The organism is Thalassococcus halodurans (assembly GCF_900108225.1).
Taxonomy (GTDB): domain Bacteria; phylum Pseudomonadota; class Alphaproteobacteria; order Rhodobacterales; family Rhodobacteraceae; genus Thalassococcus; species Thalassococcus halodurans.
On sequence record NZ_FNUZ01000004.1, the window covers coordinates 349,502 to 367,190 of the forward strand.

Here is a 17,689-nt window from a genome sequence, read left to right on the forward strand (position 1 = left end):
GGGCAATGCCCGCTTTTTTGCAAATCAAACTGTGTGATCAGCCGGCAGCCCGTGCTTTGGGCTGAAAGCCGATGTTGTCGGACACTGCGAACTTACCACCTTCCAGCTTTGCAATTTTTCCCTCACGCAGAAGGGTGCCAAAGCTTCTGAGGCGGTCTTCGCGACTGTAGTCTGTCGCATCCGCTTCGCGCATTTTAGCCATAAGCTGCGGGCGCGAGAAGGCATCCTGTCCCTCAACGAAGGACATGTAGGCTGCGGCTGCCTCAAGCATTTCTGCAAGATCAGTCGCGCCAACGCGTTCCGCATATTCTGCAAAGCCTTCATCATTCGAAGCAGGCTGAGCCACATCCTCGACTTTACGGGAAACACGGCGCGGGCGGATCGGTGCCGCATCTTCCGGTCGGTCGATGCGCTGTTCAGCCACCAGTTTCAGCGGGGCCGGTTTGTTCTGATCCGGACGTGACGGGCGCGGTGTTTGCGCGGTCGCTTGCGGCCGGCGCGGGCGCACAACGGTGGCCAGATCTTCGCGGTATGGGTCCGCTTCTTCTTTTTTCTTGGATTTGCCACCCAGAATGCGGTCGGCGCGGGTTGCGGCGACGGCCGCGCGCAGGTGCGCGATGGCGTTCCGGCGGCGGTTGCCTTCCGGTTCGTCCAGTTGCTGGTTGGTTTCATCCAGAATGCGCGACACCGATGATCCGTCTTCGCCGACCTTGCCTTCTGTCAGCAGGGCACGGCCAGGGCTGGACATCTTGACGGCGCGGCGTACGTCGGAGACGGCCTCGGACAGGTCAACCTCGATCTCGGGCTCTGCCGCCATCGATGGTTCGAGATCCTCAAGGTCGTCTTCAAAGTTCTCGTCCGAGAAGACATCTTCCAACTCGCGGCTGAATTCATCGTCTTCATCTTCGTCGTCTTCCTCGGCGAACATGCTGACTTCTTCGTCGTCATCTTCGTCTTGGTCATCAAAGAAGGCATCGACGCTTTTGTCTTCGGCGACTTCATCTTCGTCGTCGAATTCGTCTTCGTCTTGCGCAAGTTCTTGGGGTTCGTCTTCGTCCTCAAGGTCGTCACCGTCTTCGAAGGCGCTGGCAAGTGCTGCGTCGAAATCATCTTCCTCATCGTCGTCGGCCACGAATTCGTCTTCCAAATTCGCAAGTTCGCGTGTCAGCGCCTCTTCATCTTCGTCGCTGAGAGAGCTTTCGATGTCAGGTGTCACGCTTTGCGCCACTTCCTGTGCGTCGTCGTTTTCCGCATCATCAGCAGCTTCGACCACACCGGCCGCAACAGCCGCATCAAAGGCGGCGCGTTTTACGCGAACGACCCGTGCACGTGAGCGGATAAGCTGCTTTTTCGGCGCCTCATCTTCAAACTCACCGTCGAGTTCGGCTTCTTCGACGTTCAATTCGTCGGATGCGTCGATCTGGTCATCATCATCGAGGCTGTCCTGATCCGCAAGAACGCTGGCCAGAGTATCGGCAAGCATGCCGTCATCATTTTCGTCGGCATTTAGCGAAACTTCGGCCTCGGGGGCGTCGGCGGTTGCCTCGGGCTCATCCTGATCTGCCATGATGCGTGCCATAGCATCGGCGTCGAACTCTTCGTCTTGGACGTCTTCTTTGATCTCGGCCGCTGGCGCGAGCTCATCTTCGAAGTCCTCGTCGATCAGATCGTCAAACGTCAGATGCTCTTCTGTTTCAAAGGCTTCTGCATGCTGATCTTCGGTGAAGTCGTCTGCAATGTCCTCTTCGCGGTGCTCATTGCTTTCAACAACCGCACGAATACGGCTGAGTTTTGCCGCGACGCTGGACGGATCGGTCAGGGCAGGGCGTGCGGTTTCGGCTTTGGGGGCAACGACATCTTCCAAAGCGGAGGCATCGATCTGCTCTTCCTCGGTGTCGATGACGCTTTCGGCAATGGCTGCGATACCGTTTGCTTCTGGCGTTTCATCGGCCTGAATATCGGCATCGTCAGTTCCCTGAACGGCAGTGATATCATGATCGGCATCGACGGGCAGGTCGTCGGGCGCAGTCTCGGTGTTTTGCACTTCTTGGGTGGCTGGTGTCGCCTTGGGTGCATCATCTTGCGCGGGTGCGGCAGCAGCGGCGGCCGTTGTCACGGCTGCGGCTTGGCCTAGGGATGGGCGCAAAACGACACCGCCGTTTTCCAGACGGGCGTCAACCCGACGTGCGACTTCGCGTTCTGCAATACGGGCCAGCATTTCTGCGTCCGGTGTGGGCGGCTCTGCCCCGAAATAGCGGTCTTCCTGCGCGAGATCGCGGAAGTATTCAGAAATAGCCTTCATCATCTCGAAGGAATCGTCGAATCCCTCCAAGGTGCACGAAAAAGTGCCATAGCTTACTGTTAAAATTTTGCTCGAACTGACCATTTCCTGCTCACTTTCAGTCTTTTCGCAACAAACTGTTTAGCGGTTGAGGTGGACCAAAGACGACCGAATCTGTGCCAACGAGCGTATCATTTCATGTCGTTATTGTGGTCGCTTTCTGAAAAAGCCATTAAGTCGTCATGATTGAACGCCTGATAAATAGCCCAAAACCTGTGCTTCTGGTCGGTGGTGGCGATGTGCTGCCCGCTGATATTACCAAAGTTCTGGAAACAGTTGGCGCCGTAGTGGCGGCTGACAGCGGCGCAGATGTGCTGATGGGGATGGGCATCATACCCGACGCGGTAATCGGTGACATGGATTCCATTTCGCCCGAGGTGCGCGCCGCGCTGCCTGCGGGATGCGTGCATCATATTGCCGAACAGGACACCACCGATTTCGACAAATGCCTGCGCAATATCAACGCTCCACTAATTCTGGCGTTGGGCTTTCTGGGGGCGCGTATTGATCATCAGTTGGCGGTGCTGACGGTTCTGAGCCGCAGGCCTGATCAGCGCATTATGCTGATGGGGCAGTCCGACATTGTTGCGATATGTCCGCCCAATCTGGAGCTTAGTCTACCGCCTGCCACGCGGGTGTCCTTGTTCCCGATGGGCGCGGTGACTGGGCGTTCTGAAGGCCTGCGTTGGCCGATTGATGGCATCGATTTTGCGCCGAACGGAACGGTTGGCACATCAAACGAGGCAACAGGGCCGGTTAAAATACAGATGGACGGGCCGGATATGGTGATCATTCTGCCCGCCGAATATGCCGAGGTTCTTAAATCGGCGCTGCTGGACGTGCCTGATACATGGCCCGTTCGCGCAAGATGATATAGACGCCTGCGGCTATCGTCAGCGCGATGCCAAGGCTGGCCATGGGGCCGGGCAGGTCGCTGAAGATCAGATAGCCGAACAGCGTCGCCATCGGAATTTCCAGATATTGCATGGGGGCAAGCGAGGCGGCAGGCGCGAACCGCAAGGCCCATGTCATAAGCAGGTGGCCACCGGTGCCCAAGACGCCGATGGCAACAAGAAGCCAGAGAGTCGTTCCGTCAAACCGGAAAGGCGAAGGCGCGCCCAGATAAACCCAGACGGGCAGCAGCAAAATTACAGCAATTACCCCGCTGATCGCCTGTAGCGGCACTGCGTCGACCTCTTTCGCGATCTGGCGGGTGACCAGCATGAACAGCGCAAACACCACCGCGACGCACAATGGCAAAAGCGCAGGCCAGCCCGTGTCGGCAAAGGCGGGCTGTAGAACCAGAAGCGTGCCGATAAACCCGATGGCGCAGGCAATCAGCCGACGCGGCCCGACCTCTTCGCCCAGAAACACTTTGCCCAACAGCAGCATGATGAACGGCATAACAAAGGCGATGGCCACGGCATCTGCCAAGGGCAGATACTTTAGCCCCGTGAACATGCAACCAATACCGATGATATGCAGAACTGTGCGCAAAACGATCCGCGACAGGGTTTTGCGGGGCAGCGGCTTTAAACCGCCTGTCGCCATCACAGGCGGCATCAGCAGCGCCTGAAACACGAAGCGGATCATGATCAATTCTAGGATCGGGACCGTTACGCCAACAATTTTCGCAACTGCATCCGCCAAGGGCGCAAGCACGCAAAAGCCCATCATCAGGGCAATACCAAGAAGGGGACGATCCGCTGTCATTCAGGCAGGCTGCGCTGGCGGCCCGTAAATGTCGAGCCACCAATAGAAAATGGCGCAACCGGTTTGTGCCGATTGCGCCATTGCGTTTTTCTAAGTTACCTTAGCGTGTGAACTTTTTGAACTTCACGCGCTTGGGCTCCAGTGCGTCGGCACCCAGACGGCGTTTCTTGTCTTCTTCATAGTCTTCGAAGTTGCCTTCGAACCATTCCACGTGTGCTTCGCCTTCGAACGCCAGAATGTGCGTACAAATACGGTCAAGGAAGAAACGGTCGTGCGAGATGACAACGGCGCAGCCCGCGAAGTCGACCAGTGCGTCTTCCAGTGCACGCAGCGTTTCAACGTCCAAGTCGTTGGTCGGTTCGTCGAGCAGCAGCACGTTGCCGCCGTCTTTCAGGAGGCGCGCCATGTGAACACGGTTGCGTTCACCACCGGACAACAGGCCGACTTTCTTCTGCTGGTCGCCACCTTTGAAGTTGAACGCCCCACAGTAGGCGCGGGAGTTGACTTCGGCATCACCCAGCTTGATCAGTTCGGCACCGCCCGAGATCGCTTCCCAAACGTTGTTGTCGGGGTCCAGATCGTCGCGGGACTGGTCCACATAGGACAGCTTGACTGTGTCGCCAAAGGAAACCGAGCCTGCATCAGGTTGTTCCTGACCAGTCAGCATCTTGAACAGCGTCGATTTACCTGCGCCGTTCGGGCCGATGACGCCAACAATGCCACCGGGGGGCAGCGAGAAGGACAGATCTTCGATCAGAAGCTTGTCGCCCATGGCTTTCTTCAGGTTTTCGACCTCGATCACCTTGCTGCCCATACGCGGGCCGTTCGGGATAACGATCTGGGCCTTGCCGACGCGTTCGCGCTCGGACTGGTCAGCCATCTGTTCGTAGGCCGCGATACGCGCCTTGGATTTCGCCTGACGGGCTTTGGCACCCTGACGCATCCATTCCAATTCGCGTTCCAGCGTTTTCTGCTTGGCTTTGTCTTCGCGGGCTTCCTGCTCGAGACGCTTGGCCTTTTGTTCCAGCCATGCCGAGTAGTTGCCCTCGTAGGGGATGCCGCGACCACGGTCGAGTTCCAGAATCCAGCCTGTGATATCGTCAAGGAAATAACGGTCGTGCGTGACGCAGAGGATCGTACCCTTGTATTCGATCAGGTGGTTTTGCAGCCACGCGATGGTTTCCGCATCAAGGTGGTTGGTCGGTTCGTCGAGCAGCAGCATGTCGGGCGCTTCCAGCAGAAGCTTACACAGCGCGACGCGGCGCTTTTCACCGCCCGACAGGGTGGACACATCGGCATCATCCGGCGGGCAGCGCAGCGCCTCCATCGCGACGTCGATCTGGCTGTCCAGATCCCACAGGTTGTTCGAGTCGATCTCGTCCTGCAGCTGGGCCATTTCGTCGGCGGTTTCGTCGGAATAGTTCATCGCCAGTTCGTTGAAACGATCCAGCTTGGCCTTTTTCTCGGCAACGCCCAGCATCACGTTGCCACGTACATCAAGGCTCGGGTCCAGCTCGGGCTCCTGTGGGAGGTAGCCAACGCGCGCACCTTCGGCCGCCCATGCCTCGCCCGAGAATTCCTTGTCGAGGCCGGCCATGATTTTCAGCAGGGTCGATTTACCCGCGCCGTTGACGCCGACAACACCGATCTTCACGCCGGGTAGGAATGACAAGCGGATGTTCTCGAAGCATTTTTTGCCGCCGGGGTAGGTCTTGGACACGCCGTCCATGTGATAGACGTATTGATAAGACGCCATTGTGTGATCCTTCGCAGAACTGGAATTTTGCTGGGATGTATCGAATTGCCGGAATAAGGGCAATGAAACTTCCCTGAAACTTGTGGATTTGATGGGGTTTGTCGCACCTCAGATGGGCAGACAAAAGGCACAGTCGCAACGCATGGATCTGATGTTCCCGTTGCAATCCGTGTCCTTCCAGTGTTTTGAGGGACTTACCCAAGTCTGCACAGGGTTGTCGGGACAGTGAAAACCGGATTGCATTTGACGAAGGGCCTGCGTGTCGGGCTGTTGGGCGGGTCTTTTGATCCGGCTCATGATGGTCATGCGCATATCACCCGCGAGGCGCTGCGCCGGTTCGGGCTGGATCGGGTGGTTTGGTTGGTCAGTCCTGGGAACCCTTTGAAAGCACGGGGGCCTGCGCCGCTTGAGCAGCGGATGGACCGTGCGCGGGCTGTAATGGATGACCCTCGTGTCACCATCTCGGACGCAGAAAGCCGTCTGGGCACACGCTATACCGCCGACACGATCGCCGCGCTTAAATCTCTGCATCAGGGGGTGAATTTTGTCTGGCTGATGGGGGCCGATAACCTTCGGCAGTTCCATCGCTGGGATCACTGGCAGGGTATCATGGGAACAGTTCCCGTGGGCGTTCTGGCGCGTCCGGGTGACAGGATTTCGGCCCGTACCTCGCCTGCTGCGCGGATATTCCTGCACGCGCGCCTGCGGCAGGAAGAAGCGCATCTTTTGCCGTTGTGCGATGCGCCTGCGTGGTGCTTTGTGAACGTGCCCATGGTGAGCCAAAGTTCAACCGCGATACGTGCGCAGGGGGCCTGGAGGCATCGTGCGGGCGACCAAGGCGCAGAAAACGCCGAAAAGTAACGGCCATTTCACTTGATCTTGCCTCTACGGCACGTCTTAACTCGGCCTTATGATCAAGACGCCCAACACCGCAATTTCGCGCCGCTTTTTTCTGGGAACGACCCTGGCCGCATTGGCGCATCCCGCGCTGGCCGAAGCGCCGCTTACATCTTTGCGGCCAAAGGATCGTGGCCCTGATTTCTTCCGTAAATCTATCCCCTCTGCGCAGCAGTTGGTTGATCAGGCCAATCTGGGTGGCGATGTGGGATTTGCGGTGGTCAATATCCAGACTGGCGAAGTGCTTGAGGCGATGAACGCCGAAGTCGCGTTGCCGCCCGCGAGCGTGGCCAAGGCGGTGACAGCCGGATATGCGCTTGATTCACTGGGACCCGAACATGTCTTTACCACGCGGCTGTTGGCGACAGCGCCGATAGCGAACGGTGTGTTGGATGGCGATCTGATCCTTGCGGGCGGGGGCGACCCGACGCTTGATACCAACATGATGGCCGACCTGGCCGCACGTGCGAAAACGGCCGGACTGCGCGAGGTGCGGGGCAAGTTTCTGGTTTGGGGCGGTGCGCTTCCACGGATGGACCTGATCGATCCGGCGCAGCCTGATCACGTTGGCTATAACCCTGCGGTTTCCGGCCTGAACCTGAACTTCAATCGCGTGCACTTTGAATGGCGGCGATCGGGGCAGGGGTACGCTGTGACCATGGATGGGCGGTCGGACAAATACCGCCCTGATGTCACGATTTCCAAGATGCGGGTCGTCCAGCGGGATTTGCCGGTTTACACCTACGCCAGTGCCTCTGGATATGATGATTGGACCGTCGCACGCGGTGCTTTGGGCAAGGGCGGGGCGCGCTGGTTACCGGTGCGCAAGCCTGAGCTTTACGCAGGCGAGGTGTTCCAGACGATGCTCGGGGCGCAGGGCGTTCGGGTCAAACATCCGCAGGTGATTTCCACGCTTCCTGAAACAGTCGAGGTTGCCCGCATTTCCAGCGCGCCGCTCAACGACATCTTGCGCGATATGCTGAAGTATTCGACCAATCTGACAGCCGAGATTGTAGGTTTGGCGGCGTCGGTTGCGCGTGGTGGCCAGCCGCAAACTTTGGCGCAATCGGCGGGGCAAATGAACGATTGGGCGCATCAGGGGCTTGGGGTTATGAACCTTGGCTTTGTGGATCATTCGGGCCTTGGCGATCAAAGCCGGATTTCTGCTGGCGCGATGATTTCGACTTTGATGGAATTGAGTAAATCATTGGATATCAAATCGATACTTAAGGAAATTAAAGTAAGAGATGAAGTGCTGCGCCGCCTTGATCCGCCAGATATCGATATCAGCGCCAAGACAGGAACGCTGAATTTCGTCAGTTCTCTTGCCGGATTTTGTGACCTGCCAGACGGCACCGAACTGGCCTTTGCTATCTTCAGTGCCGATACGGAAAGACGTGCAAATATTCCCAAGGCCGAACGTGAACGCCCCCGCGGCGCTTCAAGTTGGAACGGTCGGGCCAAGAACCTTCAGCAGGCGTTGTTGCAACGGTGGGGTCACGCCTATTCTCGCGTCTGAGCGCCAAGGCACAAGCGCTGTGCAAGGCGGATGGTTTGACAGCGCAGTGCACTGTGCCAAGTAAAGGCGAAACAGGATGCGCCCATGACAGATGATCTTCTTGCCCTAGAGTACCGAACTGCTTTGCCGGACGCCCTGCGCGCTCTGCTGGAAACCTATCCTCGTGAAGGGTGGACGCAGCACAAAAATTTTGCCGGTCTGGTCGAGTTCTGGCTGGGCCGCCACATGATGTTTCGCCAGTTGACGGGGGCGCTGCAGGAAGATGCCGAACAGGCCATGGACAGCAAGATGGATCTGATGCTTTACAAGCCCCGATTGGCGCGTTTCGGGGGCGGTTTGGTTCAGGAACTGCATGGGCATCACAACATCGAAGACCATCATTATTTCCCGCAATTAAGCGGGCTCGAGCCATCACTTCAGCGCGGTTTTGATATCCTTGATAAAGACCACCATGCCATGGATGGCTTGCTAAGTCGGTTTGCAAATGCTGCGAACGGGGTTTTGCAGGATACATCGGAAATCGGTGTGTTCCGAGAAGAGCTTTTGTCGTTCAACAAAATGCTGGACCGGCATCTGGTGGATGAAGAAGAGTTGATCGTGCCGGTTATCCTGAAGAACGGCAGCAACGTGCTGCACTAAGCAACCTTCGGAAACGTCAGAGACACGCGCAAACCGGGGTTGTTATCGGCCAGTGTTAGATCGGCGTCGTGCAACTGTGCGATGGCCGCGACCAACGACAGCCCCAACCCATTGCCTGGCGTCGTTCTGCTTTGTTCCAACCGGTACAGCCGTTGCAGAACCTTGTCGCGCTCTTCGGCGGGAATGCCGGGGCCGTTGTCCGATACCACCAATCGCGCCCCAGCCTCAGACTCGTCTACAGACACGTGGATAACCTTGCCGCTTTTCCCGTGCCGAAGGGCATTTTCCAAAATGTTTGCAAGCGCTTGGCTGACCATCGTGCGATCCCCGTGTACAAAGACTGGACCGTCAGGCAGGGCATGGCCCAAAGCGATGCCTGCATCATCGGCAGAGGGTTCGTAAAGGTCGATCATCTCGCGCGCGATGGTCACTAGATCGATGTTTTGGAAATCAGCGGTGGGCGCGCCGCCTTCGATTTGGGCGATTTGCAGCAAGGATTGGAACACCGATACGGCCCTGTTAGCCTCATCCGTTGCCCGGTCGGCGATTTTCGCTTGCTCTGTTCCGTCTTCCAGTTGACCGCTCAGGTCTGACAACAAAACGGCGATCCGTTGCAGCGGGGTGCGCAGGTCATGGGCGATGTCTGCTGAAACCTGACGCAAGGCTGTGACCGCCGCTTCCTGTTTCTCGGCCATCCGGTTTACGCCCTCACCGATGCGGGACAGATCATCGCGTCGATTGGTTTGTTCGGAATAGCGTGCAGTCAGGTCACCGGTAGCGATTTGGCTCAAGGTCGCCTCGATCCGTGCGACCCGACGGGCTGACCGCCGCGCAATCCAAAGACCCAAGGCGACCGAGGTCAGGGCAGAAGGAAGGAATGTCAGCGCAAGGATGGTGACAAAGGTGCGCCGTAGCGCGACCACGGGTTCAAGGCTTTCGGCTACCACCAGAACGCCAGAGGACAAGCGGCGCGTTTCCTGAAGATAGCCTGCTTCGCTTAGCGGCAGCTCTTCGTTGAGTTCTTTCAGGATGACCCGATTGTTTTCGCGCATCGCAAGGGCGTTGCCGGCTGTGCGCCCGTCATCACCCACAAACAGATAGACGCGTGCGGCGGGGTCTGTGGCCCGCGCTTTGGCGTCTACCAGCGTGCGCAAGGCACCCGCAGTGGCGGCAACATCAAAGCCGGACAGTTCCGCGGTGATATTTTCTCGAATATCGTTTTCAGTGCGGTTCTTAAGGGTGATGTACGCCCCAGACACCGTAAGAAGATTGATTATTGTAAAGAGTATGATGAGCAGAAAGGCCAGTCTAAGCGGCGTGGAGCGTAGCAATCGTGGCCAGTTTTGCGGAGTGATGCTCATCCGTCGATCTTATAGCCTGAACCGCGCACGGTTAAGATCAAATCGCGGTTGAACGGCTTGTCCACTTTGGATCGCAAACGGCTGATATGTGTTTCAACAACATTGGTTTGCGGGTCAAAGTGGATGTTCCAGACGCCCTCCAAAAGCATCGTGCGCGTTTGTACGCGTCCCTTTCGGCGCAGCAAATGTTCCAGCAGGCTGAATTCCCGTGGCAGCAGATCGATGTTTTGACCCGCCCGCGTAACCGTGCGGGCCACCAGATCCATCTCAAGATCGCCGGCTTTCAAGACCGTATCGACAGTGGCAGCCATAGGCAGGCGACGCCCCAGCGCGGCCACCCGCGCCGACAGTTCGCCAAAGGCAAAGGGTTTCACCAGATAATCATCACCGCCCGCACGCAACCCGTCGATGCGGTCTTCAAGCCCGCTCATCGCGGTAAGAAAGATCGCGGGGGTGCTGATTTTTGCACTGCGCAGGGATTTGATCAGCGACAAGCCATCCAAATCAGGCAGCATCCGGTCGATGATCAGCACGTCATAGGCAGTGTTCATCGCCTGTGTCAGCGCCTCTTTGCCGGACGCGAAGTGATCGACGCTGTGACCTTCCTCGGAAAGGCCGCGCATCACGTAGTCCGCAGTGGTCTGATCATCTTCGACAAAAAGCAGTTTCATAGACGGGTTCCGGTTCCGATCCTTACAGGATTGGGATGGACGCGCGCGTTTTCAACCCTTTGTGAGCAGGCCGAAGATTATGAATTTGTAATCTTCGCGCGGATGTCCGTGTAATCTTTGCCCACGATCTTTGCTGTGATCGCGACGGAGCCAACCGGTCGCATGTGTTGAGCAAGGAGAGTTTCATGCAGTCTTCCAAATCCAAAGTCGTCCGTAAGTTCGCCTCAAGCACAGCTGTGGCAGCGCTTGCTATCAGTGCAGCGGCACTGACCGTGGGGCAGGGCGCCACGCCGGTAAACGCAGCGCCGCAGGCCGGTGTGAACTACATCGATCTGGTCGCGGAACTGAGCCCGTCTGTTGTGACCATCGAGGTCACCAAAAAAGCGCAGAAAGTGTCGGCTGAGAACGGACAACAGGATTTCCCATGGGAAGAATTCCAGCGCCGCTTTGGTCTGCCGATGCCGAATATGCCGGGCCAAGGTCCGAACGGTGGTGAAATGCGCGGGGCAGGCACCGGCTTTGTGATCTCGGCTGATGGCCAGATCGTCACCAACGCCCATGTCATCGAAGGCGCGGATGAGGTGAAGGTCACGTTCGAGGACGGCACCAGCTATATCGCCGAAGTCAAAGGTGCTGATAACACAACAGATATCGCGCTGCTGGATATCGAAGCAGAAGGTCTGGATTACGTCAGCTTTGGCGACTCTGACGCGCTGAAGGTGGGTCAGAACGTTATTGCGATGGGCAACCCGTTCGGTCTGGGCAACACCGTGACCACAGGTATCGTTTCGGCATTGGGCCGCGATATCAACGCAGGTCCGTTTGATAACTTCATCCAGACCGATGCCGCCATCAACCGTGGCAACTCGGGCGGTCCGCTGTTCAACGAAGCGGGCGAGGTGATTGGCGTGAACACTGCGATTATTTCGCCGACGGGCGGTTCTGTTGGTATTGGCTTTTCGGTCCCGTCCGATCTGGCGTCTGATGTGATCGCTGATCTGTCCGATGACGGCACGGTTCAGCGTGGTTGGCTGGGCGTTCGCATCCAGCCTGTCAGCGAAGATGTCGCCATGGCTCTTGGCTTTGATGAGGGCAAGGGCGTGATGGTGGCTGACGTCACCGCCGATACACCTGCGGAAAAAGCAGGGTTCAAACAGGGTGATATCGTTCTGTCCGTGAACGGTGAAGAGGTCGAGACACCGCGCGATCTGACACGCGCCATCGCGATCAAGGCACCTGGCACGGAAGTTGAAATCACTCTGCTACGCCGGGGTCAGGAACAAACCGTTTCGGTCACCTTGGGTGACCGTGCAGATGTCCCCGCCTGATCTCGGTTAACAAGCACGAGAGCAACTGCGCCCCCTTCTTGGGGGCGTTTTTTTTGTTTGAAGGGGGCGAGTGGCCAAATCCCGCCTGCAAACGCCACCGCTAATTTTCATCTTTCGAAATGGGGCTAAATTTGTAGGCTCTGGATAGTCTGTCACTTCAGGCTGAATGAGAGTTTTAGATGCCACTACGCCCATTGATCATTCCATTTCTTGTTCTCGGCTTTTTGGCGGCTTGCCAAACCGAGGACGCGGGCGCGCCGGTTATACGCCCTGTCGAGGGGAAAGAATGCAAAGCGGCGGACTATGATGTCTGGATCGGTCAAAACGTCGATAGCTTGGGGCTTAAGGCGGGGCGCAAGCTTCGGATTATTCCGCCGGGCACAATGGTGACCAAGGATTACTGGCCGGATCGGGTGAATGTCGATCTAGATGATAAGGGCGTCGTCACGCGGGTTTGGTGTGGTTAACAGAACCTGATCTAGATCAAGGTGGCGATCCAGAATCATAGCCATAGTGCGCCCTAGGAGGTGCGCTATGTACAAAAATATCTTGATCCCGATTGCGCCCGATCACGAAGGCACATTGATGGAATCCGTCGCCGTGGCACGTGCCTTGGCGGACGAAGACGCAAAGCTGACCGTTTTGTCTGTTGTGGAAATGGCGGCAAGCTACGTCATGGCCGAGGTGCCGCTGACTGCCTTTGACAACTCGCGGGACGAGGTCGAGGCGCAGATGAAAGAAGTTTTGCACGAAGACAGCCACATCGATCTGAAAGTGCTGCTTGGTCATCCTCCGATGATCATCAACGATACAGCGCAGGAAGATGGGTGCGATCTGATCGTCATCCGGTCTCACAAACCGGGTTTGGCGGATTGGTTTCTGGGCTCGACCGCGTCGCGCGTTGTGCGACATGCCGGTTGCTCGGTTCACGTCATCCGCTAAGGGAGGACGGGGTGGATGCACGCATCCATCCCGTGACCTTTATTTATACGCGTACGGCGCTGCCACGCGGGCCTGCGACCAGCCATGCGATCAGACCGATCACCGGCAGGAACAGAATGACAAGCGTCCAGACGACCTTAGCTGCGGTCGATGCGCTGGATGTCAGTGTTTGATAGATTGCATACAAGTCCGCAATCAGAATGATTAATCCGAAAATGCTATAACCCATTGGTTTTCTCCTGTGTTCTGCAGGATCAACCGCTTCGGGTGCGTTTTGGTTCCAACAATTTGAAAAATTTTGACTGCGGATGGGCGCTAGGGTGTCGGCTTGTAGGTCGATTCACATTGCGCCACGGCCAGTACCGCCTGCGCCTGAACATCGGGCAGCTTGGCTTTGAGCGATGCGAGTTCGGCCGATATCTTTTTCAGATCAACTGAATAGCGCACGTCCTGTGTCCGGAATTCGTATTGGGTGCAGGTATAGCGCGTGACGCGGGCGCCGCTTCCCCGTTCGCAGGTGGTTTGAACCGGCACGTATTGGGTGATTTCGCGCAGGCCGTAACCGCGATCAACTGTTGCCTGAAGCTCTTTGATGTCGTTGCGCGTCTTTCGCAGATCAGCCTCGGCATCCAGTACGCATTTTTGCGCCGGTGTGGCGCAAGAGGCCAGTGCCAATAACATTGCCGATATGGCGCTTATCCGGAGCATGACCATATTCCTTTCCGAACCTCACCAACCATAAGGGATCACCTACGCGCACCGGTCGCGCGCGCAGGTTCATCTGGATTTACGCCGCTTGACGCCGCCGCGCTGGCCCGGTCGTCCGGCGGTGGACCGGCCTTTGGATTTGACGGCTTCCTCGGACGCGCGCTCGACCGCTTGTTGTCGGGCCAGCGGGTCATCTGAGACGGCCAAATCCACGGCTTCCAAGCGTTTCAGCTCATCGCGCAGACGGGCGGCTTCTTCGAACTCAAGGTTCTCGGCAGCTTTGCGCATATCATTGCGCAGACCTTCCATAACCGCCTGCATGTTCGAACCGGCGTGCTTTTTGTCGATGGTGGCGGTGACGCGCGCCTGATCGGTGTCGCCTTGGTAAAGGCCCGCCAGAATGTCATCGACGTTCTTCTTGACCGTTTCGGGCGTGATCCCGTGTTCTTCGTTGTAAGCGATCTGCTTTTCGCGACGGCGATTGGTTTCGTCCATCGCACGTTCCATCGAACCAGTGATCTTGTCGGCGTACATGATCACGCGTCCTTCGGCGTTCCGCGCAGCACGACCGATGGTCTGGATCAGCGATGTTTCAGACCGCAAGAAGCCTTCCTTGTCTGCATCCAGAATGGCGACCAGACCACATTCGGGAATATCCAGACCTTCGCGCAAAAGGTTGATGCCCACCAGCACGTCGAACGCACCCAACCGCAGATCGCGCAGGATTTCGATCCGTTCGATCGTATCGATGTCCGAGTGCATATAGCGCACGCGGATGCCCTGTTCGTGCAGGTATTCCGTCAGGTCTTCGGCCATGCGTTTGGTCAGAACCGTCGCCAGCGTGCGGAAGCCTTTTTCGCTGACTTTGCGGATTTCATCCAGCAAATCATCGACTTGCATCTCGACAGGGCGGATTTCCACTTGCGGATCGAGAAGGCCGGTGGGGCGAATGACCTGTTCAGTGAAAACGCCGCCGGATTGTTCCAACTCCCACGCAGCGGGGGTGGCGGATACGAAAACCGACTGCGGGCGCATTGCGTCCCATTCCTCGAACTTGAGGGGGCGGTTGTCCATACAGGACGGCAGGCGGAAGCCGTGTTCAGCCAGTGTCATTTTGCGCCGGAAGTCGCCCCGATACATGCCGCCGATTTGCGGCACAGACACGTGGCTTTCGTCCGCAAAAACAATCGCGTGGTCGGGGATGAATTCGAACAGCGTGGGCGGCGGTTCACCCGGTGCACGGCCCGTCAGATAGCGGGAATAGTTTTCGATGCCGTTACAGACGCCGGTGGCTTCCAGCATTTCGATATCGAAGTTGGTCCGCTGTTCAAGACGCTGTGCCTCTAGCAGTTTGCCTTCGTTAACCAGAATATCCAGCCGCTGGCGCAGTTCTTTCTTAATCTCGATCACCGCCTGCTGCATGGTCGGGCGCGGGGTGACGTAGTGCGAATTCGCATAGATGCGGATACGTTCGAAGTCGCCGGTTTTCTGACCGGTCAGCGGATCGAATTCAGTAATTGATTCAAGCTCTTCCCCGAAAAAGGAAAAGCGCCAAGCACGGTCTTCAAGGTGGGCTGGGAAGACCTCGAGCACGTCTCCACGCACACGGAACGACCCGCGCTGGAACGCCTGATCATTGCGGCGGTATTGCTGGGCTACAAGATCGGCAATGACGGCGCGTTGGTCATAGTCTTTGCCAACGTACAAATCCTGCGTCATCGCCCCGTAGGTTTCGACCGAACCGATACCGTAAATACAGGACACCGATGCCACAATGATCACATCGTCCCTTTCCAAGAGCGCACGGGTGGCCGAGTGGCGCATCCGGTCGATCTGTTCGTTAATCTGGCTTTCTTTTTCGATGTAAGTGTCCGACCGCGGGACATAGGCCTCGGGCTGGTAATAGTCGTAGTAGCTGACGAAATATTCGACGGCGTTGTCGGGAAAGAAGCCTTTGAATTCGCCGTAAAGCTGTGCGGCCAGCGTTTTGTTAGGGGCCAGAATGATCGCGGGGCGCTGGGTTTCCTCGATGACCTTTGCCATCGTGAACGTCTTACCCGTACCCGTCGCACCCAAAAGAACCTGATTGCGTTCGCCGTCCAGAATACCGCTGGTCAGTTCTGCAATCGCGGTCGGCTGGTCGCCGGCCGCGTTGAACTGGGTTTCCATGCGGAACTTGACGCCACCTTCCAGCTTTTCGCGCGCCGCAACAGGCGGGGCGGCGGCGTGAAGGACGGGCATCTGGTCGGGGCGGTTGTTGTGCATCAAGCATCTCCTGTGACCTGCCTAAAATTGCCCCGCAGGCGTCCGTCTTCAACCCCATGGACCGATATCTGTGTCGCCTGCTGACAGAAACCGTCTGCTGACGCTTGTCTTGGGGCGCGGTTTCACCGATAAGACCTGCAAGTAATGAGGAGTCATTCCATGCGCGCACGCATTTTTCAGCCAGCGAAAACGGCCATGTCCTCGGGTCAGGCCAACACCAAACATTGGGTTCTGGAATTCGCACAGCAATCGTCCCGCGAAGTCGATCCGCTGATGGGCTGGACATCGTCGTCGGACACACAGACGCAAGTGAAAATGACATTCGACAGCAAAGAGGCCGCGCTGGACTACGCCAAAGACCACGGCATCGATGCGCAGGTGATTGAGCCCAAGAAACGCAAGCACAACGTTCGTGCACGTGGCTACGCTGAAAACTTTGCGGTTGATCGCCGCGGCGCGTGGACACACTGATCCTGTCGTCTCCTTGGACGTACAACTTACGAATTGAAAAAACCGGCAGCGGGATAGCACTGCCGGTTTTTTTTGTGTGCTTTTTAAAATGCTCTCAGGCTTTCCAGCCACCGGCGGCTTTGATCGCGGCTAGGAATGCCTCGTAATAGCCTGCGATTTTCTGCCAGCAATCGGTACCATTCACACAGCGCCGTGCGTCTTTCAGGTCGGGCTGGCCATTGGTCGGCAAATAAAAGGCGATGCCCTTGTGTTGACCATTCCAACGCCCGTCCATCAGGCCGCGTATCAGAACACGTGCCGAAATCTTCGGGTCCAGCATCGCATCAGGGTCTTTCACCAGATCGGTTCCTGCGTCCGCAGAGCACCCCTGATAGTTTTCAAGCCAAGTCAGCTGCATCTGTCCGCGCCCGAAATAGACTTTGCCATAGGGACCTGCCGGTTTGCCGTAGCGGGCAGGGGGGCTGTTCGGGCCAAGCTTACGCGCCAAAGCGGCGACATCGCGAATGGCGGCTTCGTCGGTCGGGGCAAAACCTTCCCTGACCGGCACCATGCGTGCGCCGGTTTCGTGATAGGCCGTGGCCAAAGCATAGGCCAGGGTTTCGTTCCGGTTGTCGCCGACCTCGGCCATGGCGTTCAGAATACCCTCCATCCCTTGAACGCGGGATGTGCTCAGGCTGGTTCCGAACAACTGGGTTTGCGACGTTCGCAAGGCATTGTAAAATGCCGCACGATCCATGTGCCCACCTGTGTCATCAAGGTGCAGATCAGCGATAGGTTTGAGAAGGCTCGTGACCGAGCCGAGCCGCCCCAAAACATTGTCGAGAATCCCCATCTTTCCGCTAACCTGTGTATTCAACGACGTTCGCGCCGTGGGGTTCATTCTGGTTGGATTGGTAGGAATTGGCCCGCACGGTCCACGCGGTGGGCTGCGGATAGTTCTGGCCCAACCAAATCTCGATTTGCGTAATCAAAGCGGCGTTATGGACGTGTTTATCCTGACGCCAGTAGACTTTCTTTTCTTGCATGCCGGACTCAAATTTTTCGATGCAATACTTGGCCATATTGATGCTCCAGTGCT

The 17,689-nt window shown here is 57.2% G+C and carries 18 protein-coding genes; 8 read left to right on the top strand and 10 right to left on the bottom strand.

Annotation, left to right across the window (positions count from 1 at the left end; translation table 11 throughout):
• Window positions 1-37 precede the first annotated feature (37 nt).
• Window positions 38-2,305, bottom strand: coding sequence for a hypothetical protein (locus C4S59_RS14195; protein ID WP_234994777.1), 2,268 nt, complete (start codon window positions 2,303-2,305; stop codon window positions 38-40).
• A 218-nt stretch (window positions 2,306-2,523) separates the two neighbouring features.
• Between C4S59_RS14195 and C4S59_RS14200 the strand changes: the two genes are divergently transcribed.
• The gene (locus tag C4S59_RS14200) at window positions 2,524-3,213 is read left to right on the top strand and encodes a thiamine diphosphokinase (RefSeq protein WP_103911175.1); all 690 of its coding nucleotides are present in this window, start codon (window positions 2,524-2,526) and stop codon (window positions 3,211-3,213) included.
• On the opposite strand, the gene C4S59_RS14205 is transcribed toward C4S59_RS14200, so the two are convergent.
• Together C4S59_RS14205 and ettA are read right to left on the bottom strand one after the other, a co-directional pair.
• On the bottom strand, window positions 3,161-4,054 hold the full coding sequence (locus C4S59_RS14205) for a DMT family transporter (protein WP_103911176.1): 894 nt from the start codon (window positions 4,052-4,054) through the stop codon (window positions 3,161-3,163). The two genes, C4S59_RS14200 and C4S59_RS14205, sit on opposite strands and share 53 nt — an antisense overlap.
• A gap of 100 nt (window positions 4,055-4,154) precedes the next feature.
• Window positions 4,155-5,810 carry an energy-dependent translational throttle protein EttA gene (gene ettA / locus C4S59_RS14210; RefSeq protein WP_103911177.1) on the bottom strand — a complete coding sequence of 552 codons (1,656 nt, stop codon included), beginning with the start codon at window positions 5,808-5,810 and terminating at the stop codon, window positions 4,155-4,157.
• Window positions 5,811-6,035: 225 nt separating this feature from the next.
• Here ettA and C4S59_RS14215 point away from each other — a divergent pair, with 225 nt between their 5' ends.
• The 3 genes from C4S59_RS14215 to C4S59_RS14225 all read left to right on the top strand — a co-directional run bounded on the left by C4S59_RS14215 (window position 6,036) and on the right by C4S59_RS14225 (window position 8,865).
• Window positions 6,036-6,671 (top strand): nicotinate-nucleotide adenylyltransferase, encoded by a 636-nt coding sequence (locus C4S59_RS14215; RefSeq protein ID WP_103911178.1) that lies wholly within the window; start codon window positions 6,036-6,038, stop codon window positions 6,669-6,671.
• A 49-nt stretch (window positions 6,672-6,720) separates the two neighbouring features.
• On the top strand, window positions 6,721-8,226 hold the full coding sequence (gene dacB, locus C4S59_RS14220) for a D-alanyl-D-alanine carboxypeptidase/D-alanyl-D-alanine endopeptidase (RefSeq protein ID WP_103911179.1): 1,506 nt from the start codon (window positions 6,721-6,723) through the stop codon (window positions 8,224-8,226).
• A gap of 84 nt (window positions 8,227-8,310) precedes the next feature.
• Entirely contained in the window at window positions 8,311-8,865 is a 555-nt protein-coding gene (locus tag C4S59_RS14225; protein ID WP_103911180.1) for a hemerythrin domain-containing protein, read from the top strand.
• Here C4S59_RS14225 and C4S59_RS14230 read toward each other — a convergent pair.
• Together C4S59_RS14230 and C4S59_RS14235 are read right to left on the bottom strand one after the other, a co-directional pair.
• Window positions 8,862-10,226 carry a sensor histidine kinase gene (locus tag C4S59_RS14230; protein ID WP_103911181.1) on the bottom strand — a complete coding sequence of 455 codons (1,365 nt, stop codon included), beginning with the start codon at window positions 10,224-10,226 and terminating at the stop codon, window positions 8,862-8,864. The genes C4S59_RS14225 and C4S59_RS14230 overlap by 4 nt on opposite strands.
• Window positions 10,223-10,897 carry a winged helix-turn-helix domain-containing protein gene (locus tag C4S59_RS14235; protein WP_103911182.1) on the bottom strand — a complete coding sequence of 225 codons (675 nt, stop codon included), beginning with the start codon at window positions 10,895-10,897 and terminating at the stop codon, window positions 10,223-10,225. Before C4S59_RS14235 ends, C4S59_RS14230 begins: the two co-directional genes overlap by 4 nt.
• A 185-nt stretch (window positions 10,898-11,082) precedes the next feature.
• Here C4S59_RS14235 and C4S59_RS14240 point away from each other — a divergent pair, with 185 nt between their 5' ends.
• From C4S59_RS14240 to C4S59_RS14250, 3 genes are all read left to right on the top strand, one after another.
• Complete coding sequence (locus tag C4S59_RS14240; RefSeq protein WP_103911183.1) at window positions 11,083-12,225, top strand: S1C family serine protease; 1,143 nt, start codon at window positions 11,083-11,085, stop codon at window positions 12,223-12,225.
• A 179-nt stretch (window positions 12,226-12,404) separates the two neighbouring features.
• Entirely contained in the window at window positions 12,405-12,692 is a 288-nt protein-coding gene (locus tag C4S59_RS14245) for an I78 family peptidase inhibitor (protein WP_103911184.1), read from the top strand.
• A gap of 67 nt (window positions 12,693-12,759) precedes the next feature.
• Window positions 12,760-13,167, top strand: coding sequence for a universal stress protein (locus C4S59_RS14250; protein WP_103911185.1), 408 nt, complete (start codon window positions 12,760-12,762; stop codon window positions 13,165-13,167).
• Between the two features lie 43 nt (window positions 13,168-13,210).
• On the opposite strand, the gene C4S59_RS14255 is transcribed toward C4S59_RS14250, so the two are convergent.
• The 3 genes from C4S59_RS14255 to uvrB all read right to left on the bottom strand — a co-directional run bounded on the left by C4S59_RS14255 (window position 13,211) and on the right by uvrB (window position 16,140).
• Window positions 13,211-13,396 (bottom strand): PLD nuclease N-terminal domain-containing protein, encoded by a 186-nt coding sequence (locus C4S59_RS14255; protein WP_103911186.1) that lies wholly within the window; start codon window positions 13,394-13,396, stop codon window positions 13,211-13,213.
• A gap of 86 nt (window positions 13,397-13,482) precedes the next feature.
• Window positions 13,483-13,875 carry a hypothetical protein gene (locus C4S59_RS14260; protein WP_103911187.1) on the bottom strand — a complete coding sequence of 131 codons (393 nt, stop codon included), beginning with the start codon at window positions 13,873-13,875 and terminating at the stop codon, window positions 13,483-13,485.
• A gap of 69 nt (window positions 13,876-13,944) precedes the next feature.
• Entirely contained in the window at window positions 13,945-16,140 is a 2,196-nt protein-coding gene (gene uvrB / locus C4S59_RS14265; protein ID WP_103911188.1) for an excinuclease ABC subunit UvrB, read from the bottom strand.
• A gap of 159 nt (window positions 16,141-16,299) precedes the next feature.
• Between uvrB and C4S59_RS14270 the strand changes: the two genes are divergently transcribed.
• Window positions 16,300-16,611, top strand: coding sequence for an ETC complex I subunit (locus tag C4S59_RS14270; protein ID WP_103911189.1), 312 nt, complete (start codon window positions 16,300-16,302; stop codon window positions 16,609-16,611).
• Window positions 16,612-16,705: 94 nt separating this feature from the next.
• On the opposite strand, the gene C4S59_RS14275 is transcribed toward C4S59_RS14270, so the two are convergent.
• Both C4S59_RS14275 and C4S59_RS14280 read right to left on the bottom strand, forming a co-directional pair.
• Window positions 16,706-17,443 (bottom strand): glycoside hydrolase family 19 protein, encoded by a 738-nt coding sequence (locus C4S59_RS14275; protein ID WP_160006892.1) that lies wholly within the window; start codon window positions 17,441-17,443, stop codon window positions 16,706-16,708.
• A gap of 7 nt (window positions 17,444-17,450) precedes the next feature.
• Window positions 17,451-17,636 (bottom strand): hypothetical protein, encoded by a 186-nt coding sequence (locus C4S59_RS14280; RefSeq protein ID WP_200813224.1) that lies wholly within the window; start codon window positions 17,634-17,636, stop codon window positions 17,451-17,453.
• Window positions 17,637-17,689: the final 53 nt, after the last annotated feature.